The sequence below is a fragment of the Paenibacillus sp. FSL W8-0426 genome (genome assembly GCF_037969725.1).
Lineage (GTDB): Bacteria > Bacillota > Bacilli > Paenibacillales > Paenibacillaceae > Paenibacillus > Paenibacillus hubeiensis.
Genome location: NZ_CP150203.1, coordinates 407,360 through 429,136 on the forward strand (window position 1 = coordinate 407,360; position 21,777 = coordinate 429,136).

At 50.7% G+C, this 21,777-nt stretch carries 21 protein-coding genes; 11 read left to right on the forward strand and 10 right to left on the reverse strand.

Features of this window, described 5'->3' with window-relative positions:
* Window positions 1-163 precede the first annotated feature (163 nt).
* Window positions 164-1,270, forward strand: a complete 1,107-nt coding sequence (locus tag MKY59_RS01960; protein WP_339275711.1) for a Glu/Leu/Phe/Val dehydrogenase — start codon at window positions 164-166, stop codon at window positions 1,268-1,270.
* A 75-nt stretch (window positions 1,271-1,345) separates the two neighbouring features.
* Here MKY59_RS01960 and MKY59_RS01965 read toward each other — a convergent pair whose 3' ends face one another.
* Entirely contained in the window at window positions 1,346-2,557 is a 1,212-nt protein-coding gene (locus tag MKY59_RS01965) for an MFS transporter (protein ID WP_339275713.1), read from the reverse strand.
* A 253-nt stretch (window positions 2,558-2,810) separates the two neighbouring features.
* Here MKY59_RS01965 and MKY59_RS01970 point away from each other — a divergent pair, with 253 nt between their 5' ends.
* Complete coding sequence (locus MKY59_RS01970) at window positions 2,811-3,389, forward strand: TetR/AcrR family transcriptional regulator (RefSeq protein ID WP_236417753.1); 579 nt, start codon at window positions 2,811-2,813, stop codon at window positions 3,387-3,389.
* 74 nt (window positions 3,390-3,463) lie between these two features.
* Here the strand turns inward: MKY59_RS01970 and MKY59_RS01975 are convergent, their stop codons facing one another.
* Complete coding sequence (locus MKY59_RS01975) at window positions 3,464-4,579, reverse strand: LLM class flavin-dependent oxidoreductase (RefSeq protein ID WP_339275715.1); 1,116 nt, start codon at window positions 4,577-4,579, stop codon at window positions 3,464-3,466.
* Window positions 4,580-5,046: 467 nt separating this feature from the next.
* Between MKY59_RS01975 and MKY59_RS01980 the strand changes: the two genes are divergently transcribed.
* The 3 genes from MKY59_RS01980 to MKY59_RS01990 all read left to right on the forward strand — a co-directional run bounded on the left by MKY59_RS01980 (window position 5,047) and on the right by MKY59_RS01990 (window position 8,423).
* Window positions 5,047-6,336, forward strand: a complete 1,290-nt coding sequence (locus MKY59_RS01980; protein WP_339275717.1) for a transcriptional regulator — start codon at window positions 5,047-5,049, stop codon at window positions 6,334-6,336.
* Between the two features lie 292 nt (window positions 6,337-6,628).
* Complete coding sequence (locus tag MKY59_RS01985; protein WP_339275719.1) at window positions 6,629-7,987, forward strand: helix-turn-helix transcriptional regulator; 1,359 nt, start codon at window positions 6,629-6,631, stop codon at window positions 7,985-7,987.
* Window positions 7,988-8,234: 247 nt separating this feature from the next.
* The gene (locus MKY59_RS01990; protein WP_236417742.1) at window positions 8,235-8,423 is read left to right on the forward strand and encodes an aspartyl-phosphate phosphatase Spo0E family protein; all 189 of its coding nucleotides are present in this window, start codon (window positions 8,235-8,237) and stop codon (window positions 8,421-8,423) included.
* A 129-nt stretch (window positions 8,424-8,552) separates the two neighbouring features.
* Here MKY59_RS01990 and MKY59_RS01995 read toward each other — a convergent pair whose 3' ends face one another.
* The 4 genes from MKY59_RS01995 to MKY59_RS02010 form a co-directional block, all read right to left on the reverse strand.
* Entirely contained in the window at window positions 8,553-9,203 is a 651-nt protein-coding gene (locus MKY59_RS01995; RefSeq protein ID WP_236417740.1) for an amino acid ABC transporter permease, read from the reverse strand.
* A gap of 33 nt (window positions 9,204-9,236) precedes the next feature.
* Entirely contained in the window at window positions 9,237-9,962 is a 726-nt protein-coding gene (locus MKY59_RS02000) for an amino acid ABC transporter permease (protein WP_339275721.1), read from the reverse strand.
* A 107-nt stretch (window positions 9,963-10,069) separates the two neighbouring features.
* Entirely contained in the window at window positions 10,070-10,906 is an 837-nt protein-coding gene (locus MKY59_RS02005) for a transporter substrate-binding domain-containing protein (protein WP_339275723.1), read from the reverse strand.
* 42 nt (window positions 10,907-10,948) lie between these two features.
* Entirely contained in the window at window positions 10,949-11,689 is a 741-nt protein-coding gene (locus tag MKY59_RS02010) for an amino acid ABC transporter ATP-binding protein (RefSeq protein ID WP_290371467.1), read from the reverse strand.
* Between the two features lie 458 nt (window positions 11,690-12,147).
* On the opposite strand from MKY59_RS02010, the gene MKY59_RS02015 reads away from it, so the two are divergent.
* Complete coding sequence (locus MKY59_RS02015) at window positions 12,148-13,767, forward strand: glycoside hydrolase family 28 protein (RefSeq protein WP_339275724.1); 1,620 nt, start codon at window positions 12,148-12,150, stop codon at window positions 13,765-13,767.
* A gap of 255 nt (window positions 13,768-14,022) precedes the next feature.
* Here MKY59_RS02015 and MKY59_RS02020 read toward each other — a convergent pair whose 3' ends face one another.
* Window positions 14,023-14,874 (reverse strand): AraC family transcriptional regulator, encoded by an 852-nt coding sequence (locus MKY59_RS02020; RefSeq protein ID WP_236417728.1) that lies wholly within the window; start codon window positions 14,872-14,874, stop codon window positions 14,023-14,025.
* Window positions 14,875-15,128: 254 nt separating this feature from the next.
* Between MKY59_RS02020 and MKY59_RS02025 the strand changes: the two genes are divergently transcribed.
* Window positions 15,129-15,587 (forward strand): cupin domain-containing protein, encoded by a 459-nt coding sequence (locus MKY59_RS02025; protein ID WP_236417726.1) that lies wholly within the window; start codon window positions 15,129-15,131, stop codon window positions 15,585-15,587.
* 108 nt (window positions 15,588-15,695) lie between these two features.
* Here MKY59_RS02025 and MKY59_RS02030 read toward each other — a convergent pair whose 3' ends face one another.
* Window positions 15,696-16,523, reverse strand: a complete 828-nt coding sequence (locus MKY59_RS02030) for an aldo/keto reductase (protein WP_339275725.1) — start codon at window positions 16,521-16,523, stop codon at window positions 15,696-15,698.
* A gap of 329 nt (window positions 16,524-16,852) precedes the next feature.
* Between MKY59_RS02030 and MKY59_RS02035 the strand changes: the two genes are divergently transcribed.
* From MKY59_RS02035 to MKY59_RS02050, 4 genes are all read left to right on the forward strand, one after another.
* Window positions 16,853-18,109, forward strand: coding sequence for a DUF445 domain-containing protein (locus tag MKY59_RS02035; protein WP_236417717.1), 1,257 nt, complete (start codon window positions 16,853-16,855; stop codon window positions 18,107-18,109).
* 388 nt (window positions 18,110-18,497) lie between these two features.
* Window positions 18,498-18,869: a hypothetical protein gene (locus tag MKY59_RS02040; protein ID WP_236417716.1), complete on the forward strand. Its 372-nt coding sequence runs from the start codon at window positions 18,498-18,500 to the stop codon at window positions 18,867-18,869.
* A gap of 15 nt (window positions 18,870-18,884) precedes the next feature.
* The gene (locus tag MKY59_RS02045; RefSeq protein WP_236417715.1) at window positions 18,885-20,165 is read left to right on the forward strand and encodes a hypothetical protein; all 1,281 of its coding nucleotides are present in this window, start codon (window positions 18,885-18,887) and stop codon (window positions 20,163-20,165) included.
* Window positions 20,166-20,216: 51 nt separating this feature from the next.
* Complete coding sequence (locus tag MKY59_RS02050; RefSeq protein WP_236417714.1) at window positions 20,217-20,489, forward strand: hypothetical protein; 273 nt, start codon at window positions 20,217-20,219, stop codon at window positions 20,487-20,489.
* Window positions 20,490-20,652: 163 nt separating this feature from the next.
* Here MKY59_RS02050 and MKY59_RS02055 read toward each other — a convergent pair whose 3' ends face one another.
* Both MKY59_RS02055 and MKY59_RS02060 read right to left on the reverse strand, forming a co-directional pair.
* Window positions 20,653-21,006, reverse strand: a complete 354-nt coding sequence (locus MKY59_RS02055; protein WP_236417713.1) for a YxeA family protein — start codon at window positions 21,004-21,006, stop codon at window positions 20,653-20,655.
* A gap of 37 nt (window positions 21,007-21,043) precedes the next feature.
* Window positions 21,044-21,775 (reverse strand): ABC transporter permease, encoded by a 732-nt coding sequence (locus MKY59_RS02060; RefSeq protein ID WP_339275727.1) that lies wholly within the window; start codon window positions 21,773-21,775, stop codon window positions 21,044-21,046.
* Window positions 21,776-21,777: the final 2 nt, after the last annotated feature.

A 21,777-nucleotide genomic window follows, 5' to 3' on the forward strand; every position in this document is an offset into this window, starting at 1 on the left:
AAATAAGTAATCCATTCTGACATTAGAAAGCTAGTATGAATATGATCTTTACATGGTTGGTGTCATTGTAATGGAAATAATGAATCGCGTGCGCAACAGAGAGCAGTCAAAAAGACAGAACGATTGATTCGATCGCAAAAACGGTTTGAGGAGACGGTTAGCCATGAATTGGTTTGAAGCAATGGAACGCCATGATTACGAGGAGCTCGTCTTGTGTCAGGATAAATCATCCGGATTGAAGGCGATCATCGCTATCCATGACACAACGCTTGGACCTGCACTGGGCGGGACGCGAATGTGGACATATGCCTCCGAAGATGCAGCCATTGAAGATGCACTGCGGCTTGCCCGCGGAATGACGTACAAACATGCCGTATCCGGCCTGAACCTGGGCGGAGGAAAGGCAGTTATTATCGGGGACCCGCGACGGGACAAAAATGAAGCGATGTTTCGCGCTTTCGGCAGATACGTTCAAGGGTTGAACGGCCGTTATGTGACTGCGGAAGACGTCGGTACGACCGAGGAAGACATGAACCTGATTTATCAGGAGACGGACTACGTTACGGGCATCTCCCCGAGTTACGGTTCATCCGGTAATCCTTCTCCGGCGACGGCCTGGGGTGTATATCGGGGAATGAAGGCAGCAGCCAAGGAGGCACTCGGCACCGATTTACTGGAAGGCAAAACGGTAGCCGTGCAAGGCATCGGAAACGTGGCCATGCGTTTATGCGAGTATTTGCATGAGGAGGGAGCCCGCCTGATCGTGACGGATATCCATAAAGACGCTGTGCAGGAAGCGGTGAACCGTTTTGGCGCGATTGCCGTGGATCCCTCGGATATTACTGGCGTCGACTGCGATATTTATGCACCTTGCGCCCTTGGCGGCACCATCAATGACGACACACTTAGGACGCTGAAGGCAAAGGTCGTCGCTGGCTGTGCGAACAACCAGCTCTTGGAGACTCGGCACGGCGACCGACTTCACGAGATGGGCATCGTATATGCGCCTGACTACGTGATTAACGCAGGAGGCGTCATCAACATAGCCGATGAACTCAGCGGGTATAACCGGGAGAGGGCATGGAGCAAGATTGGGGAAATTTACGAAAATCTGGAGAAGGTTTTTGAAATTTCGCGGACGGAAGGTATAGCAACCTACATGGCGGCGGACCGTCTGGCTGAGCGTCGCATTGAATGGATGAAAAACGCGCGCAGTACGTTTCTGCAAAATGGGCATCACGCCCTGAGCTCCCGCAGATTGCGCCGATAAATCAGCATAAGCAAAAAATCAGGAGAGTCCCTTGCAGGATTCTCCTGATTTTTTATATGCGTCGAAACTAGAAGTTTAAGGATTGACTGCGGCCTGAGCTTTTCTCTCCGTCAGATAGTAACCGAGAGCAAGCAGCGGCATAATCAATCCGATAAGCGTGGTAAGGCTCCATCCTCCGGCTGCATAAGACCAGCTGCCGAGTGTTGAGCCGATCGCCCCGCCGATAAAAAAGATCGACATGAAGATCCCATTCACGCGTCCGCGGGCATTGCCTGCCAGAGAATAGATCACGCGCTGTCCCAGAACCAGGTTGCCCGAAACGGCCATGTCCAGCGTGATGGCGACGACGACGAGCAGAGAGAGCGACAGGACGGAGTGGCCTTGGAACAGATAAGCGAGACCGAAGGATAGGGCAGCGACGACCATGGCGACTCCCGTCAATACTTTGGTCATGCCCCGGTCTGCCAGACGGCCTGCAATCGGAGCAGCTATTGCACCGCCCACACCAGCCAAAGCGAACCAGGCTATGCCTTGCTGAGACATATTGAAGTCATTAGCCAAACGCAGCGGAACGGTGGTCCAGAACAGGCTGAAGGCACCGAACAGGCTGGCCTGGTAGAAAGCGCGGCGACGGAGCATCGGCAGTGTTCTGAACAACTTGGCGAGCGATCCGATAAGTTGGCCGTAATTCATGACAGGCTCGGGTCTCCGGGTAGGCAGGGCCCGAGAGAGGAGCAGGGTCAGCAGAGCTATTACGACGGCCGAGAAAATGAAGACCGCATGCCATCCGAACAGGCTGGTGATGAAGCTTGCGACAGGGCGAGCGAGCATAATGCCGAGCAGCAGGCCGCTCATCACGTTGCCCACGACGCGCCCCCGCTGCTCTTCGGAAGTCAGGTACGTGGCGTACGGCACAAGAATCTGGGCGATCACGGAGCCGATTCCGATAATCAGCGAAGCTGACAGGAACAGCGATGCATTAGGTGCGAACGAAGCCACCATAAGTGCGACGATCAGAACAAGGAGAAGTATAGTGATCAGACGGCGATTTTCGGTAATGTCGCTAAGCGGCACGATAAAAAGCAATCCAAGGACGTACCCGATTTGGGTAATGGTGACGATCAGTCCGGCTGCGGCAGACGATAGCCCCGTGGCAGCGCTGATTGGGCCAATGACGGTTTGAGCATAATAGAGATTGGCCACGATGAGCCCGCATGCCGAGGCCAAAAGCAATATCATCCATGATGATACGGGCGCAGCCGGCTTCGAATTTTTGGTCATTTCCATGACGATCATCCTCCGTAATATTCAAATTGTTATTCGTATCGTTCGTTGCAAGTTAAACATGAATTACTAAACGTTTAGTTCATTAATTATGGTTATATAATAAACTATACGTTTAGTATTGTAAATAGGCAAATTCATTTTTTCTGCATTCAAATTTGAAGCGGGGCGAAAATTGGTTGTGTCCGATTTCTTTTAGTATAATGAACGTACATTATATGGATGATTAGTTTATTAGGTTTGGGGAGGACTATCGATGACTGCCAAAAGAGGGCGCCCTCGCAACATGGAAACCCAGAACGCTATTCTGACCGCATCGTACGAGCTGCTGCTTGAACTCGGATTCGCGGCGGTTACGGTGGAGAAAATTGCTGAACGGGCGCAAGTGAGCAAGGCAACGATCTATAAATGGTGGCCGAACAAAGGCGCAGTAATTATGGACGGATACATGAATGCGGCCACGGCACGGCTTCCCGTTCCCGATACGGGAACCGTATTCGAAGATTTGCGCATTCATGCCGCCAATCTCGTCGTTTTTCTGACGAGCCGTGAGGGGAAAATGATTACTGAAATTATTGGAGAAGGACAACTCGATCCTGCGCTGGCCGAAGAATACAGAAGCAGGTATATCCGCCCTAGAAGGCAGGAAGCTTGGGGGATCATCGAGAAAGGCGTGAAACGCGGAGAATTGAGAGCCGATGCCAACATCGGATTGTATATCGATATGATCTATGGACCGGTTTTCTATCGAATGCTCGTTACGGGGGAAGGCATCTTGGAGAGCGACATCCTGGAGCTTCTGGACTCGTTATTTGAGGGGATTCGCGTTACATAGCGATTGTTCGGGCAAAAGATTAAGGGACGATTCCATGGAATCGCCCCTAGTTTGCGTGGGGAAGAGGACAAATATCATACCTGAAAAATCGGGGAAATGGCAGGAGGGATGCCGACAGAGGACGAAGTGGAGTCATGCTCATTCAGAATCGGGGGTGTGCTCCACACCTGACTGGGGATTTCCCTCCGTAAAATGGGAGCCACTTCTTCAGCGAAACGCTGTACTTGCTCTAACTGCTCCTGATGGCTCAGGCCGTCCACGCTGATGCTTAGCACCTGATGGCCAAATGCCTGGTGGTAATCCAGAATTTTTTCGACGATCTGCTCCGGGCTTCCAATCAGTACCGGGCCGTTAGCGATGTTATCCTCCAGGTCCTTGAAAGGCGACTGGTTATGCTGAGCGGCGGCTGTTGCATGAAATGCCTCGTAGTAGGGCTTGTATCGGCGTATGGCTTCCTCGCGCGTATCTGCCAAATACAGGCTGCCTGCTCCGGAGCCTATAAGCGCTTTGCCGGCATCGTGGCCGTAGTGCTCAAGGCGTTCTCGATAATGGTCAATCAGCGCCTTGTATTTGGCTTGGGGATGGAAGGAATTCGAAGTGAACAAAGGCTCCCCATGTTTGGCTGCAAGCTCGGTAGACAGGGTGCTGGATGCACTGCCATGCCAAACAGGGATGGTTTGCTGATAAGGCCTTGGCTGGGTTGTGACTTCATGTAATGGTGGGCGGTATTTTCCATTCCAGGTGACGCTCTCTTCCGTCCAAAGCCGTTTCAGCAGCTCGTATCGTTCTCCTAGAGATTCCCATTGATCCTCTTCACGGATGCCGAACAGCGGATAATGCCGGGGATCGTTGCCTTTGCCGATGATTAGCTCCAGGCGTCCGCCGGAGAAGTGGTCGAGCGTGGCGTAATCCTCGGCTACACGCACGGGGTCAAGCACGCTAAGCACGGTTACCGTCGTCAGCAAACGAATGCGCGAAGTCGCGGCAGCCACCGCGGTTAACACGACGGGAGGGGAAGATGAGAGGAAGGGAGCGCCATGTCTCTCGCCGACCCCATATGCATCGAAGCCCAGCTTCTCCGCCAGGCGGGCCTGATCCAATATGTTCAGGAACTTCTGCTGCGTGGTCAGGGCTTCGCCTGTTAACGCATTGGGCAGATTCATCATGAGGCTGAACAAGGCAAACTTCATTCCATCGTCTCCATATCCTATTGGAATAATTGGATAAGTTACTTTTTTAATGTACCATGGTCCGAATCAAACTTCTAATGGATTTTTTCTATAAGCAGCGGAAAAGGTGTAGAGTCAGATTCGAAGCCAGGTTATTTTGAATGCGTTGAGTACGGCTTCGCATATTAGCAGCCCGATCATGAACACGAGAAAATAATTTGATTAGTGACAAAAATCACTGAAAACGAACAGACATAGCATGAATGATATTGAAAAGGTAACGGAATTGCCACGATTTTTATTGACCACTGTAAAATTTAGGGTTAAAATTATTGTTATCATATAAATTCTAATTTCTGGATTTTATTGCGGGGGTGGGATGCATGGAACCTACAGCTACGATTCGCTCGACGATCGAGGATTACATCAGGAAACAGGGGTACACCCTGCAGTACTTTGCTGATATATCCGGTGTTAATGCAGGGACCTTGAGTGCCATCATCAAAGGAACAAGGCCCATCGCCATGGCACAGCTAGACTTGCTGACGGAAGGCATGAAGCTGGAAGAGGGGCATTTTTACGAGCAGTATGGGGCCGAATGCTTCGTGGAAGCAGCGCCGCATTGGAGGAGGCTGGAGCCTTTCCTGCAGCGTTGTGCCGAATTGGACAAGCTGGATTGCATCCAGAACGTGATTCGCCAGGTAACAGACGACCGTTCGTACATTTCCGAATTGTTCGAGATGGCGGAAGGCATGTTCGAGCGCGGACAGAAACAGGCGGCACTCATGCTCTACGAATGCGTTGCGGAGTGCGAGAAGTATCAACATTCCGAGCGTTTGGCACTCTGCCAATACCGGATTTTCACCTTGTCCTTGGGTCAGGATCAACATGCAAACCTGAGAGCGGCCGTGCATTTCGAGCCCTTCATCAATCGGCTGGATGAGGAGCGGCAGCTTGATGCGATCAAGGATCTGGCAAATACATATTCGGCCTTGCGCTATTGGGACAAGATGTTTGCGTTGGCGGACGAGCTTGGCCGTAAAGCCGAGTTGATGGAGCCTTACACGAAAAAAAGGGTGGAGAAAGAAGAACGGGTATCTGCCTATCCTTTATTTGTGTATAAAGCTTATTCCAACCTGTTGAAGGCCTCTGCTAGCGAATGGAAAGGGAATTATGTTCAAGCATTGGAATTTACAAAACAATATGAAAGCATCGTTAATATTGAAGATCCCAATGATGAAGAACAGTTTTATATCACAATGTTCATAGGCTGGACCAAGGTGAACAACATCTTATATAAGTTAATGATGGGTAATGAGGCTGTACTTCCGGATTATGTCGAATGGATCGATAAAAATGAAAAAGAGACGCTCACTGCTCTTGTCAAAATTGTCGAAGCGGCAAATCTTCATAATATGAATGTTGACGCGGTTTTACGCAAATTTGAACATAGGATCGACACGCTTTTAAGTGACTGGGCGTTATCTGCTGGATACAACGAACAAATTAAGAATGATCGCCATTCAAGATTTTTGGTGGAATTATCCGTATACCATTTCCGTCATGAACGCTATACGGAAGGGATGCAAAGGCTGTTGACCTGTTTAAGTTCTGCTATTAAGATTAACAATCACATAGATATCATACAATGTGTTGCTATGTTCGAAAAATTCAGGTCTTTTGCATCCAAAGAAGCTTTGAAAATGTATGCATTTCTTATGGAGGAGGTTCGCTCAAATTATGAAAATCAAAAAGATCGTAGCTATACTCTTGTTTAGCGTGTTAGTAGTCTTTACTGTGCAAGCAAGCCCCGTAGATATAGTTAAACTTATGGGGCCATCTTCACATGGAGATGGAACCTTATAGAGAACTAGAAATATAGGGGAACAAGAAATCAAAACGGCGTAACTCCTGCAACCGGAGGTAGGCCGTTTTTTCTATGTTGACTACTGTAAAATAAAGGATTAGAATCTCATGTATTAAAAAATGATTGAAAATTACTTCATTAATGGAGATAGCGATAGAACCAGAGCCTGATAAGATTAATTCTTGAGATGTGGAGGCTGAATAATGGTTACGGATACCACAATACGAGCATACATTGGCGATTTCATTAAGATGAATAAGCTGAAGCTCCAACAGTTGGCAGAGCTGACGGGGTTAAATGCAGGAACGATCAGCGGCATCGTGAATGGCAATCGTCCTATTGCTATTTCTCAGATTGATGCGCTCACGGAAGCTATGGAATTACCTAAGGGACATTTTTATGAACAATATGCGCACGAATTTTTTGTGGAATATGAGCCGCATTGGAGAAGAATTGAACCATTCCTCCTTCGCTGCGCCGAATTGAATAAATTGGATTTAATCCGTAAGGTTGTTTATGGAGTGACGGAAAAGCGAGTGTATCTGACGGATTTGTTTGAACTTGCCGAACAAATTCGTGCAAACGGCATGGGGAGCGCGGCATTAATCATTTATCAATGCATTGCTGAGGGGGAGAAGTATCAGTACTCAGAGCGATTGGCACTATGTCAATACAGAATTTTTTTATTGTCACAAGGATTAGAACAGAAGGAAAACTTAAGGCTAGCATCTGTTTTCGAGCAATATGTTGATCGATTGGATGAAGAAGATCAGTTAGACGGAATTAAAGATCTTATGAATACGTATGCAGCTTGTAGTCAGTATGATAAATGGTATGAGTCAACATTTAAATTAGAGAATAAATCAAAAATGGTTCGGCGATTTCTTAAAAATAAAAATGACTATAAATCAGTGTACCCCCCATTCGTATATGAAGCTTATGCATATTTGGTGAGAGGAGGTTATTACGATAAGGTCGGTGATTACGACAAGGCTTTGTCTTGCGCTAAGCATTATTATGACCTCACTCTGTTCGATAACCCGACAGATGAAGAATTGGTTCATGTAAGAAAATTAAGAAAATGGTCCCATATGAATACATTGCTTTATAAAGTATTACAGGGGGATGAAACAAAAGTATGTGAGTACCTAGAAGCGATCCCAGACGAGGATAAGGAACTTTGCATAGCTTTGCTTAATATTTTTCAGGCAGCGAACAAGTATGATTATGATACTGATTTTGTAATGGAGCAGTATCGGCAAACCATTGATCGATTGTTTTCGAAATCGTTGTCGACAACGCATCTATTTTACAATATCGATAAAGTGACATTTTTTTACGAACTTGCACATTATCAATTGCGAAAAGACAGGTTCGACGAAGGTATGAAATTTCTGCTCAAAAGCTTTGAAGATTCGATATGTATTCGAGATGAGCTGCGAACGCTGAAATGCGTTGATCTTTTTGGTGAATACAGGAACCATGCAACCGTACAGCAGATGGAAGAATACAAGAGGTTATTTCAGACTGTTTGTGAGCGTAAAAAATATGGAACCAACTGAATGTCGGACGCTGACCGATGTTGGTTGGTTTTTTTATTTGCTGAATATTTTCTTTTGGAGAGTTGTGAAAAATAAAGTAAATTTTTATCAGTGATTGGAAGTTTGTTGTTTGGTTATATTTGAGGAGGGTGTCAATATTCTATGAAAAATTATTCTTGCAAACCATCATTTCAATTTGCAAAGGAAAAAAAGTTCAACTTTTTGGCAAACTATCTTAAAATGGATATAAGAAGGGGAGGGGCATGCTGTGAGAGTACCGAAACAGATTAGAGACCAAATCGAACAGAACCGGAAGGAACTAAGTCGTTTGGCGGCCGATCATGGCATGCACGACCAGAAAGTGCTGCACCAGTCCATGGTGCTGGACGAGCTTATTAATGAGTACTATCGTTTCGATTACCAAAAACGTATTCTGAACCATCAGCCGATTGCGTAGAGCCGTCGGTTTTTTTGTTTGCAAAAATGAAAAGAGTCGAAAAACCGCCGATTGCATCGTGCATTCGGCGGTTTTGTCATGGTATCGTTCATACATTCATCGGATACGTTATCGAGCCATGCGTTCTCCTCAATGGATACGGGCCTCAAGTCGTCGTGCCACGATCGACAACGTGTAGTTGATGATAAAATAGAGCGCGGTCGCCAGCAGCAGGGCCGGAATAACGTAATTGAAGCTTTGTCCGCCAAGAATCTGTACATTGCGCATCAGCTCCGGCAAGGAAATGATGATCGCAAGGGACGTATCCTTTAGCAGGGAGATGAACTGGCTGACCATGGGAGGAGACATGCGCCGCAAGGCTTGAGGCATAATGATGCTGCCTAGTGTCTGCATATAACTCAGGCCGGACGAGCGGGCTGCTTCAATCTGCCCTCGTTCAATCGAGTTCAGCCCGCTGCGAACGATCTCGGCGATCATGGCCCCCTCAAACAAACTCAAACCCACAACGGTGGACCAAAATACAGGCAGTTTGATGCCGAGCTGCGGCAGGACGATATGGATGAAAAAAATGATCAGCAACAGCGGCAAATTGCGAATGATGTCCACGATGACCGCAGCAAGCTGCGACAGAACCGGAACCCGCATATACCGGATCGTTCCGAACACGGTTCCAAGCACGAAACTGAATACGATGGATAATCCGGCGACCTGGAGGGTTACCAGAAACCCCTGAAGCAGAAAGCGTAGATTGGGCCAAGCGTAAGCGCCGGCAAAGTCCATGGGATCGATCACCACCTTTGATAAAAGAATGCCTCACATCGTCGCTTGCTCCGAGCGCTTATTCGGTTTTCGGGAATGCTGATGTTTGGGCCGAATTCCACCATCGCTTTTCCCGAGCCGCCGTTCCATGTAGTGCACGAGGAAGCTGAGCGGCAAGGTCAGGACCAGATAGAACAAGGCAACGATCGTATAAACGCTGAGCGGCTGGAACGTATCCGAGTTGACCAAGTCGGCGAAATACATCAGATCCATGCCAGCCACGACGGCCAGTATCGAGGAATTTTTGACCAGGTTGATAAATTGGTTGCCGATGGAGGGCAGCACGATTTTGATTGCCTGCGGCAAGATGACCAGTTTCATGGCCTGAATGTAGGAAAGACCCGATGACCGGGCGGCCTCCAGCTGCCCGCGCGGTACGGACTGAATGCCCGCGCGGATCGCTTCGGCGATAAACGCCGCAGTATAAATGGTCAGGCCAAGCGTGCCCGAGATGAAGCCGTCCAATGAAATGCCGAGTGCAGGCAGCCCGAGGTAAAAGAAAAACACGACCAGCAGCAGCGGGATGTTGCGAATGAACTCGACAAACGCGGTGCCGATCCAGTTAAGCGGCTTGACGGGAGCGATGCGAAAGACCGCAATGACCGCACCCAAAAGAAAACTGCCAACGAGGGCGATCAGGCTAATCTGGATCGTATTCAGGAAACCTTCAAGGAAGCGGTCCGAGTGCCTCGTCAGCACGCTGAAATCCAATGTTCCCATAACGTTAAACGCCTCCGTTCGTTGCGGGAGTGACACAGATTGGGTGAAGCAGGGCAGAGGACTGGTATCGGTTGATTGTCTGCAGACCTATCCGCCCTGCTGCTTGTTTACTCAGGCTTGCTGCCGAGCCACTTTTCATGCAGGGCATCGTATTCGCCGCTATCTTTCATGTTTTTGAGCAGGGTATTCACTTCCTCCACAAAGGCGCTGTCTCCTTTACGGATGGCCATGCCGTATGGTTCGCTGGTGAAATTGCCGCCGACGAGCTTATAGTTGTTATCGGATTGCTGCATGCCGATGAGGATGATATTGTCGGTGGTCAGCGCATCGCCTTTGCCGGCTTTGAGGGCCGTGAAGGCATCTTGATAGTTGTCGTATTCCAGCACCTCGGCGTCCGGTGCTTTTTCGCGAATGTTTTGCGCAGACGTGGAGCCTTTCACCGCAAGCACTTTCACGCCTTTGCCAAGGCTATCCAGCCCGGTGATGGAGCTATCGTTTTTCACGAGAAGGGATTGCCCTGCTTCGAAATACACATCGCTGAAATCAACCTGCTCCTTGCGCTCATCGGTAATGGTCATGGTTGCGATGATGATGTCGATGTCGCCGTTTTGCAGCATGGGGATGCGCGTTTTGGAGGTGACCTCTTTCAGCTCGACCTTGGTTTCGTCTCCGAGAATTTGCTTGGCGAGCGCTTTGGCAATATCGACGTCGAAGCCTTCGACGGCTCCGCTGGACGGGTCTTTGAGGCCAAACAGCTTGGTATCATACTTCACCCCTGCGATGAGTTTGCCACGCTCTTTAATCTGTTCGATCGTACCTTTGGCCGAGGAATCGCCATCCCCGCCGCTCCCCGGTGAATCGCTCCCCGTATTATTGCAACCGGAAAGTACAATAGAGAGCATCAGCACCAACATGAATGCAGGCCATTTCAACACGTTTTTCATCGGATCATAACCCCTTTCGGATCGTGGATTTTCTCTGCTTTCCTAATGATGAATCAAGCGGCTAAGAAATTGTTGTGCACGTTCCTCCTTCGGTTGATCAAAAAAGTCGGCGGCAGCGGCTTCTTCCACAATTCTTCCTTCATCCATGAAAATAACCCGGTCCGCTACCTCGCGGGCAAAGCCCATCTCATGCGTCACGACGACCATGGTCATGCCATGATGGGCCAGGGAGCGCATGACGTCGAGCACTTCGCCGATCATCTCCGGATCAAGCGCGGAAGTGGGCTCGTCAAACAGCATGATTTTGGGCTCCATCGCGAGTCCTCGCGCAATTGCCACGCGCTGCTGCTGGCCACCGGACAATTGGGAGGGATAGCTGTCGGCTTTGTCGGCAATGCCTACGCGGGTCAAATACTTCATGGCCGTGGCCGCGGCCTGGTCTTTGGATTGTTTGCGTACTTTGATGGGGGCAAGGGTGATGTTATCGATGACTTTTTTGTGAGGGTAGAGATTAAAGTGCTGGAATACCATGCCGATGTCGCGCCGGAAGAGGTTGATGTCCACCTTTTTGCCATGCAGGGCGACGCCGCTAACGAACAGTTCGCCTTCGGTGATCGTTTCCAGACGATTGATGCAGCGAAGCAGCGTGCTTTTGCCTGAGCCCGAAGGGCCGATGATCACGACGACCTCGCCCTCGGCAATGGTGAGATGGATATCTTTGAGGACATGAAATTGACCATAATGCTTCTGAACACCCCTGAATTCAATCAAAATACATCCCATCCTTTCTGCTGTTTTGGTGTGACAGGAAATTTTAGGGATTAAATGGAATTGGTTATTCTATCATACCGAGACATCCTCTTCATGGCAATTGATTTGTTATAAAATATGACGTAAGTAATAGAAATAGTGGGCCTGAAGCTCGTTATTATGTTATATGTTTGTGATGTTGTTGGAATTGTTGTGACGAATCCTGACAAAAAAATGAATCGAATCGCCTAGATGATTTGTAGAGATTGGAATATATGGTTGTAGTATACTTATTATGGAGAAGCCCAAATGATGTGGATCATGGAGCATATAATCTCAAATTCCGTGCGGACAGAGCAAAAAAGCTCAACCCGAAGGGCTTGTCCTGCTGATATGATGGAGCCACCATCTGTGAACCGGGGGGTTGATGTCCGGTTTTGGTGCCATTCCAAAGTTATGAATAGTAATGATATGGAGGGTGATTCGGTTCGATGAATACATATAACGCTTCCTTGCAAACAGACAAAGGTACTGCTTTCAACACCAATGAACCAAAATATGAAGTACAGCTGCCCAAGATTCCTGCGCGTGATTTTCGAATCACCGATTACGGCGCCGTTGGAGATGGCCACACGGACAATTCGGAGGCATTCCGATTGGCAATAGCGGCCTGCGCGGAAGCGGGCGGCGGGCGAATCGTCATTCCGGCAGGCGTATGGCTGACAGGACCAATCGTGCTCCGCAGCAGCATCGAACTTCATACACAAGCAGGGGCGTTGGTCACCTTTAGTCAGGCATTTGATCAGTATCCCTTAATTGCATCGAGTTTTGAAGGGTGGCAAGTCGTCAGATGCCAATCCCCGATCGATGCCGAAGGGGTGGAAGATATTGCGATTACGGGCGAGGGCATCTGGGATGGGGGCGGTCAAGCCTGGAGACCGGTCAAACGTTCCAAGCTGACACCTTCGCAATGGAGAAAGCTTGTGTCTTCGGGCGGAGTGGTAGCGGGAGCCGGAGAAGAGGACCAGATCTGGTGGCCGTCCGCGTCTGCGCTTGAAGGCGGTTCCATCGCCCTGCGCCTATATCAGGAAAAGGTACGGGATGTGGCGGCCTATGAAGGAATTCGCGATTTTTTGCGTCCCAACATGGTCAGCCTGCGACGCTGCAAACGGGTGCTGCTGGACGGACCGACGTTCCAGAATTCACCGGCATGGAACCTGCATCCGTGGGCATCCGAACACGTGACGATTCGAAATGTGCAAGTGCGTAATCCGTGGTTCTCGCAGAACGGTGACGGGCTGGATATAGATTCATGCCGTCATGTGCTGGTGGAACAAAGCGTATTTGACGTTGGCGATGATGCCATCTGCTTAAAATCCGGCAAGGACGCGGAAGGACGCGAGTTGGGAATGCCCTCCGAGTACATCACGGTCCGGGATTGCACCGTGTATCACGGGCATGGCGGGGTGGTCATCGGCAGCGAAATGTCCGGCGGCATTCGGCATGTACGCGTGTCGGACTGCACGTTTATCGGCACGGACATCGGGCTGCGTTTCAAAAGTGCACGCGGACGCGGAGGGGTTGTCGAGGATATTCAGATCGAGCGTATTTACATGAAAGATATCATCTGGGAAGGCATCTCGTTCTCCTTTTTCTATGCTAACCAGGAAGGTTCAGCGAGGGGCAGCGACTTGGCGCAGGAGGTTAGCGAGGAGACCCCCGTTTTCCGTGACATTCACATTCGGGAAGTGGTCTGTGCAGGCGCGGAAACGGCGCTGTTTGTCAGCGGGCTGCCCGAAATGCCGTTGGAAGGATTGGTCATCGAAGATTACAAGGTACAGTCCCGATCCGGAGTACAGTGCTCCCATGCCAAACATTTGCGAATTGCGCGGCTGGAGGCCGACATTGCCGAAGGTTCCCTAATCCATTTGCATCAGTGCAAAGGAGCGGAGCTGGAGGCGATTGGGGGGCATGGCGCGGACGGGCGTTTGTTGACGTTGACCGGGCGAGAAACAGCGGGGATCGTTTGCCGCGAAGGTGATGACGAAACAGCAGGACGCCAGATATCCGTCGGACCCGAAGTGCGGAGCGGGGCGCTTATTCGCAGATAGTCCCGACAAGACGCCGCAGCTGGGTGAGGGAGCGGCGCTGTCATACAGACGTGTCTCGCGGTGGCTGGAAACAGGGCACAGCCACCGCGCCTTTTTTTCATAATGAGAACTCCAGTCGTTGATCTCCACATTCCAGTGGCTCGGCTTAAGCGTCCAATCGGGTAAGGGTCGCATTCGCGAAATGCGGCTCTTTTTGTCCTATATGAAAAAGACGGAGAGAAGGGCCGGAAATGCAATATGCTTGCTCCAGACCGTTCACCGATGTTCTTTCCGGTATCGAAGGGGGGTCGTCCCCGTCACCTGTTTGAATGTTTTATTGAAATGGGCCGTGTGCTCGAATCCCACCTTCTCCGCGATCATCTGTACCCGGTCCCTGGTAGAGAGCAATCGGCGCTGGGCCTCCCTGACGCGCACGACGCGCAAATATTCGCTGAAACGGAACCCCGTAAATCGGCTGAACATCCGGCTGAGGTACGAAGGGCTGATATAAAAACGGGACGCCGTATCTTCAAGCGTAAGGGCTTGGCTGTAATGCTCGTTAACGTAGCCTACGATTTCGCTAATCTTGTCCTGCATGGGATGGACGGGATCGGACATCGTCTGGCGCGTAGCCTCTTCTACGCGATGGATGCTGATCAACAGTTGGGCAAGCAGGCTTCTCACCGCAATCTCATGATGCGATCGGCGCTCTTTGCATTCACGCAGCATCTGCCATAACAAACGTTCGGTCTCCGGTTGCTCCTCTTTCGGGAAATGAACCAAACGGGAATGGTCAAAGGGAAGCAGGCCGCAGAGGCCGACCTCCATGCCCGTAGCAAAAGAGGGGGAGAACTCGATCAGGATCCGTTCAAAGCCGGGATTGCTTCCTTTGGATGTTGTATGTGGATCATGGGGATTGATGAGCATCAGGTCCCCTTTGCGTGCGGTAAGAACCTGTCCCTTCATGGAATACACCCGTTCTCCTTCCAGGAGATAATACAGCTCGTAAAACGGATGGGCATGCGGGTGTGTCATGGCGTATCCGTCCTGTCTGCGTATATGCTGAATGGTAAATGAATTCTCCCCGATGCGATACTTGGGTCCGATTCGATCCTCGATTACATGCATTTGCGCAGTTCCTCCCTGCAAGAATGGTTTACGAATATAACCATATCATAACGGAAAATCCAGTTAATTGTAAACGCTATCAAAAAATTGACATGCTGAAGGCCGGGGGTGGGGCGAATCGGCTCTAAATCCGAGTATCGTTCAGGTTAGGAGCGGGAAGGATGACAAAATATGAACGATGATTTACAGTAGGAGGAGTGGGACAGAGCCTGGATCGGCGTCTCCAAACTGAAGTGGAAGGAAGGAAATTGGTTATGACGACACATGAACTTTCGCCTCTCGTAGCTGCGCTCGACATGCAGCCGCACGTTGAAGGTGGTTGGTATAAGGAAGTATGGAAAGCATCCTATCAAATTCCGCAGTCCGTGCTGCCTGAAGCCTATTCAGGCCCGCGCTTTGCGGCGAGTTCGATCTATTTCCTGCTTCACCCGCATGAATTTTCCGAATGGCATACGGTGCTGTCGGATGAACTGTGGATGTGGCACAGCGGAAGTCCGATCGAACTGAAGCTGGGCGGTACCGGCGAGCGTCCGGAAAATGAGGAAGTCCATGTGCTCGGCATGGATATTGCCGCAGGACAGCTGCCGCAATTGCTTGTGCCGGCAGGTGCTTGGCAAACGGCGCGTCCGCTTGGCGATGAGCCGGTGCTCGTTTCGTGCGTGGTGGCGCCAGGTTTCCACTACGACGATTTCAAACTGGTAGCCAAGGGCTGATTTGGCTTTTCGAAAGCATCCTAACCATTGTTAACATTCATTCCAACAACAAACGAAAACCCCGATGCAGACATGAGCCTGCATCGGGGTTTTTGGCATCATTATTTTTTAGAAATTGAAGTTGTCGGGGTCCGAACCGAAGCGTTTGTTTTCGTTCAACCCGTTAATTTGCCCGATGTCTTCCGGCGTCAGTTCGAAGTCGAACAGATCGGCATTTTCCCGAATGCGCTGAGGTGTAACGGATTTGGGAATGGTGACGATGCCGTTCTGAAGGTCCCAGCGCAGAATGACCTGGGCCGGGGACTTGCCATACTTGGCTCCGATTTCTTGGAGCAGCGGATGTTCCAACAAATGGCCCTGACCAAGCGGAGACCATGCTTCGACCTGGATTTTATGCTTGCTGCAATAATCCCGCAATTCCTGTTGGTTCAATAGCGGATGCAGCTCAATCTGATTGACGGCAGGAACAACGGTTGCTTCGGTCATCAAATCCTCCAGATGGTGAATTTGGAAGTTGCTTACGCCAATGGCGCGAATGCGTCCTTCCCGATGCAGTCGTTCAAGCGCGCGCCACGTATCTTTGTATTTTCCTTTGACCGGCCAGTGAATGAGATAAAGATCCAGGTAATCCAGCTCCAGGCGCTCCATGCTGGCCTCGAAGGCAGCAAGCGTGGATTCGTAACCCTGGTCGGAATTCCAAACCTTCGTTGTAATGAACAAATCTTCACGGGCAATGCCGGATTCGCGAATGCCTTGGGCAACGCCGGTTTCGTTGTTATAGGCTTTGGCGGTATCGATGCTGCGGTAACCGGTTTCAATCGCCGTTCTGACGGCGTCCACGGCTTCTTGTCCGTCCTTCACCTTGAATACGCCAAATCCAAGCCATGGCATTTTGACTCCGTTATACAGCGTCGTCGTGTCCTGTACATGTTTCATGGTCCGAAATTCCTCCTTTGGTTATGTCGATGTGTTCTCCGTGTGCTTCCCCGGATGTGTGCTTGGCCCTGCAGGATGATTCCAACATTTATTATACTAAAGCTGCTCCTCCGTCGGCAAAGTTTATGGACCATGTTGGACATGAAGACCAGCTGTTTTTTTCCTTATTCTACAGGAAGAGGTTTGGATTTGATGCGCACGGGTGATAAGATGAAGTATAACGAGTCAGGGGCTTTGCTTCCGCTGACGAAGGATGATCTCAATTGAACGGATGCGGCTCGAACGGCAACTAACGGGGCGTGTCATTAACCATAAAGGAGCAAGTGGAGATGAAGAAATCGAAACATACCAAAACCGCGGCGGCCTGGTCCCTCGTCGTCATGGGGGCGGGATTTGCCGCATCCTTGCCGTTCCAAGGCTCGATTGCCGGCAAATTGCTGGTGGGGTCGTTCGAGGCCGGTTTGGTGGGAGGACTTGCGGACTGGTTCGCCGTCACGGCATTGTTCCGCCATCCGCTCGGCATTCCGATTCCGCATACGGCCTTGCTGCCGAAGAATCGGGCGAAAATGACCGAAGGGCTTGTGTCTGCCGTGGAGAACAACCTGCTCAACAAGGAGAGCATCACGGAGAAAATCGCCGGATTCAAAGCAGCGGAGATGGTGATGGATACCCTTATGCGGGAACTGCATACCGACGGAGCCAAGCAGATGATGGATACGCTCTGCAAACGCATTCTGGCCGGGCTGCCGCTGGAGCAAATTGCTCCCATCGTGGCGGCAGAGATCAAAACGCAAGCCGGGGCATTCGATCTTGGACCGATTCTGGAACGGGCGATATCGCAGGTGAGCGAAAAAGGGTATGACGCCAAGGCACTGGACTATGGCTTGAAGCAGGCTGAGGAATGGCTGGTGAAGCCGGAGACGGTCTACGTGCTTGGCGAGAGCGCCATGAAAGCGATCGGCGGCATCCAGATGAATGGGCTAATGCAGTTTGCGATGAACGCTTTTCTGGGTTACATGAACGAAGAGAAGATGGGCGCGATTTTGCAGGGGTATCTTTTCGACAGGGTAGAAGACATGAAACGCGAAGGCAGCGCCCTCCGCTACAAAGTGCTTGGCCTTGTCCGTGAGCAGGCCTCCAAGCTAGCTTTCAGCGCCAAGGTGCAAGACGGGCTGAATATGTGGAAGAACGACATGTTGAACCAATGGGATGCCGAGCAGACGGTGCTTAACAAATTGACCGAGCTGCGCGACAAGGCCCTTAGCGCCATGGAGGATGGAGCCTACGTAGAGGCGTATGCGCTGCCTGCCATCAGCAGGATGCTGACGGATCTGCGCTCCGACGAAGAGCTGCTGTCCGGGCTCAACGCCAAAATCGTGGTAGGCGTCACGACGTTGCTGGAGAAGAACCATTCCAAGATCGGCAGCCTGGTCCGCGAAAACGTCGAGAAAATGGACAATAAAACGTTGATTTCGCTGATCGAAGACAAAGTGGGACAAGATTTGCAGTGGATTCGGATTAACGGCGCGGTTACCGGTTTTATCATCGGAATCGTGCTCACGGGACTACGAATGGTGCTGGAATAATAGCGAGAACCCCAGAATCGTCTGGGAAAAGGAGAGAGCCGCAGAGCCGCTGGGAAGCGGCTCTCTTTGGCATGCGTTCGTGCCGTTATGGCACAAGGATTGCAGAGGGTTCAAGGAAAGCCCGGTTATAACAGCACAGCATGTTGCATCGGACCGACAAGCGGGTAATATAGACCGGGACACTTTGCCCGAATCATTTTAGGAATAAAGTTTCACAAAAACGATGCTGACAGCCGATATGGCCGATGTTGATTTTGTACTATCATTCATCTAACAGGCAAAATAGCGGATATGGAGCAAACGGGTCTGCATAGATTCATTATGGGGCGGATTGACTTCAGCGTCTGTTTTTCGCAGGAAACTCAATGGGGAAGAGAAGGTGACCCGCATGAAGCCGAGAAAACCTTGGGTGATTTTGTTAGTCGTGACGATGTTGTCTATGTTCGTATTGGGGGGGTGCCAGAACATGAAGGAAAGCGAAAAAGAAGCCTTGTTCAAGGAGGCGGAGGCCAAGGCTGTCAGTTATTTCAAGAACAATTATGAATTGGACGTGGCGATTACCAGCAAGAAGCTGCTGCCCGAAATGGCAATGAACGAGATCGGTCTGGAAGGCCATGTTCAGGGACACGAGGAACAACACTTCAGCATTTCGTATAACTATGACAAAAAAACCATGGTGGGCTTCGTCATGAGCCCGGAAATCAAGGAAGCCATCATAGCGAATGGATACGATCCGTTCGCGAAGCCGCAGGCCGAATAGGGAGGGGGGAACAGTTTGAGCCAAGGACAGAAAATCGATGACGAAACGTACAAGACGATGTCCCAGCTTGCCTACCGCGATTTCAAAGAAGGGGACGAGGTGCAGGACTTGCCGGGCTGGAAGGTGCTTGAAGACAGCCATGGGAACAAGAGGTCGGGATTCGATGCGGTGACCTTTTACAACCCGGAAACCAATCAGGCGGTAATCGCTTATCGGGGAACCGAAGGCAGTGCCGGACTGGATCGCATGGCTCCCGACTTGTTCGCGGACGGACAGATTGCGCTTCCCGAGTTGGGGCGCAAAATCGATCAAAGCATGGATCTGCGGCCCGACTGGCTGTCAGGCGGCATTCAGAAGGTCAAGGACGTTACGGGCATGACCGCAGTGGAAAACTTTTTCGGCGAAGTGGATAAAGGGATCGATAAACACCTTTCCTTTGGACCAAACCAGATGTACGAGGCTGAGGATTATGCCAAGGATATGCAGAAAAAACACAAGGATCTGGACTTTTCGCTGACAGGACATTCGCTTGGCGGCGGTAATGCGCAGTACGCTGCGGTGTATACGGGCCTGCCTGCAGTCACGTTCAGCGCGCCATCCGTCATTTCAAGTCTGACGCCGGGCATGAAGCGTAAGGCCGAGGATGGAGAATTCGACAGCCAGATCATCAATTTCGGGCATCCGGGCGATTTCGTGGCCAGCGGGTTTTTTGGAGGATACGACCGCCACGTCGGCTCTACCTATTACATCGATTCGAATTACCAAGACATGAACGACGACATGAGCATGATCGACAAGATCAAAAACACCTTCGGGGGCAAAGATTATCATAGCCTGGATCGCTATGAGTTCGAAAATGGCTACGTGTCCAACGAATTGTACGACCCCGTCACCGGCGAACGGATCGCACGCACGCCAAGACAGCCGTCCAACGCGCTGAGTGATCTTGCCCTGTTTATGCGTAACATTGGCATTCGCGCAGGCGAAATTGCCATGGGGGCGGTTGCGGGCACGATCCAGGTTACCCCGGAAGAACTCAAAGACGTGGCCACTCGCTGGAAGCAGCATGCCCAGCAATGCAACGGGGAACTGAACGCGGTGCGGGGCCGCATGATGCAATATCTGCATTCCAGCCGCAGCCGAAGGCTGGAGCCGATCGTTGGCCAATTGGATGCCTCGATGAACGAACTGGGTACTTGGCATATGAAACACACAAGCCAGTTTTTGAACTTCATTGAGCAAAAAGCCGAAGAATTCCGGCAGGCGGACCAAACGCAGGTTAGTTTTGCCCGATAGGGCATGGTCACTTGTTGCCTGGTTAGAGGGTGTACATAAGGAGGGAGCGAAGTGAACGGACAATTGCTTGTAGAGCTCAATGATCTCCGGACTGCGGAAAGGGAGCTGTCCCAGCTGCTGGTGCGCCTGCAGGCGGATGAACAGGAAGCGAGGGCGCTTTACAAACGGTTGGAAGACTGGAAAGGGCAATCGGCCGATCATGTCAGGCAGCAGATCGAAGCCTTTTTTGCAGGTCTGTCGAGCCGCATACAATCCATTGAGGAGCAGAAGCGGAGTTTATTGCAGTATATTGAGGCCATGATCCAGACGGACCAGTCGAGGTAAGCCATTTGCACCCCATCCGATCCGGTTCATAAAATAAATTCCATGGACTTTATAAACTGAACCCCGGCAATATGAACGGAGGCAGCTGCCCTCCGTCCGTATTACCGGGGTTGTTTGGTGCGAGGAGATGAATACGGCACACTTCCGTAGGCGATTCCGGATGCTATTGGGAAGATAACTGTCGTGCTTCGCCAGGAAGATCATTTGCACTGACCTCTTCCCAATGTGTGACTCCGCGCAAGGTGGTTACGTACAATTTCAGGAATGCGCCCTGCTGAAGCGGCTTGCTTGCGGTAAAGCTGAGTTGTTTCGATTTTCCCTCATCCGTGTAACCGGTCAGCTCATACGCGTATCGGCCATTGCTATCCGTCGTGGCGCTTTCCTGATTTACGACGGTGTAATAAATCGTTTTGCCTGCCGGATTGTCTGGGGTCAGCTTGGCCGGATTCATGAAAAACAGCCACAGGCCAGTCAAGATGACCAGTCCCACAGCCAGTAAGGTGAATGCTTTTTTCATGGGGACCTACCCTCCTTAATGGATGATGACGTTTGTTTTAGGACGAGACGATGTCCTTGGTTTTCAGGCGATGTATCGACCAGAAAGCAAAAATCAGTATAAACGCGATATTCATCAACATAAACAGGACGTTCTGGGCCCGTGTGAGTCCTGTCTGGCTCAGGACGCCCATGCCGATGGTCAGCAGAGAATGGGGAAACAGCATGCCGATTTTGAGTACGTACATCCCCAAGCCAAGGAAGACGGCGCACAGGCCGATACCGATCGGCGTGGCGAAGCTGCGGATGCGGATCGACAGGCCGAGCTGCAAAGCGGCGATCGATAGGGATGCGAACCAACCGCGCAGACTCCATATGATGGTCTCCATGGGGAAGGCGTCAGGAATGGCAAACAGCTTCCCTGCAGCCCAATACATAAGCATAAAGAACCCTTGGGCTGCCAGAATCAGCACGCCGACGATAACCAATTTTGCCATAAAGAAGCTGGTAACGGACATCGGGGACGAGAGCACCATGTTCCAATTACGATTGTTATGCTCCAGTCTGCAGACGAAGGCGCAGCATATCGCGATTAGGATCGGCAGAAAAAACTCCCCGTAAAACAGGCTCACCTGCGTCCAAAGGCTGTACCATCCGTTCTGAAGTGCGGCCTGGTTGAAATAATAGTTGAAGCATCCGATCAGCAGGCTGATAATGGGCAGAATGGCCAACACCAGGCTGATCCGGGAATGCCTCAGCTTGAGCCATTCGGCGGAAATGCTTCGGATCATGT

What these genes read in the sequence shown, in the direction of transcription:
- MKY59_RS01970 (WP_236417753.1), top strand. Translation starts at nt 2,811, where the DNA reads ATGACTGCCAAAAGAGGGCGCCCTCGCAACATGGAAACCCAGAACGCT.
- MKY59_RS01960 (WP_339275711.1), top strand. Translation starts at nt 164, where the DNA reads ATGAATTGGTTTGAAGCAATGGAACGCCATGATTACGAGGAGCTCGTC.
- MKY59_RS02055 (WP_236417713.1), bottom strand. Translation starts at nt 21,006, where the DNA reads ATGAAAAAAGCATTCACCTTACTGGCTGTGGGACTGGTCATCTTGACT.
- MKY59_RS01965 (WP_339275713.1), bottom strand. Translation starts at nt 2,557, where the DNA reads ATGGAAATGACCAAAAATTCGAAGCCGGCTGCGCCCGTATCATCATGG.
- MKY59_RS02035 (WP_236417717.1), top strand. Translation starts at nt 16,853, where the DNA reads ATGAAGAAATCGAAACATACCAAAACCGCGGCGGCCTGGTCCCTCGTC.
- MKY59_RS02015 (WP_339275724.1), top strand. Translation starts at nt 12,148, where the DNA reads ATGAATACATATAACGCTTCCTTGCAAACAGACAAAGGTACTGCTTTC.
- MKY59_RS02000 (WP_339275721.1), bottom strand. Translation starts at nt 9,962, where the DNA reads ATGGGAACATTGGATTTCAGCGTGCTGACGAGGCACTCGGACCGCTTC.
- MKY59_RS02025 (WP_236417726.1), top strand. Translation starts at nt 15,129, where the DNA reads ATGACGACACATGAACTTTCGCCTCTCGTAGCTGCGCTCGACATGCAG.
- MKY59_RS01995 (WP_236417740.1), bottom strand. Translation starts at nt 9,203, where the DNA reads ATGGACTTTGCCGGCGCTTACGCTTGGCCCAATCTACGCTTTCTGCTT.
- MKY59_RS01975 (WP_339275715.1), bottom strand. Translation starts at nt 4,579, where the DNA reads ATGAAGTTTGCCTTGTTCAGCCTCATGATGAATCTGCCCAATGCGTTA.
- MKY59_RS01985 (WP_339275719.1), top strand. Translation starts at nt 6,629, where the DNA reads ATGGTTACGGATACCACAATACGAGCATACATTGGCGATTTCATTAAG.
- MKY59_RS02020 (WP_236417728.1), bottom strand. Translation starts at nt 14,874, where the DNA reads ATGCATGTAATCGAGGATCGAATCGGACCCAAGTATCGCATCGGGGAG.
- MKY59_RS02030 (WP_339275725.1), bottom strand. Translation starts at nt 16,523, where the DNA reads ATGAAACATGTACAGGACACGACGACGCTGTATAACGGAGTCAAAATG.
- MKY59_RS02005 (WP_339275723.1), bottom strand. Translation starts at nt 10,906, where the DNA reads ATGAAAAACGTGTTGAAATGGCCTGCATTCATGTTGGTGCTGATGCTC.
- MKY59_RS02060 (WP_339275727.1), bottom strand. Translation starts at nt 21,775, where the DNA reads ATGATCCGAAGCATTTCCGCCGAATGGCTCAAGCTGAGGCATTCCCGG.
- MKY59_RS02040 (WP_236417716.1), top strand. Translation starts at nt 18,498, where the DNA reads ATGAAGCCGAGAAAACCTTGGGTGATTTTGTTAGTCGTGACGATGTTG.
- MKY59_RS02010 (WP_290371467.1), bottom strand. Translation starts at nt 11,689, where the DNA reads ATGGGATGTATTTTGATTGAATTCAGGGGTGTTCAGAAGCATTATGGT.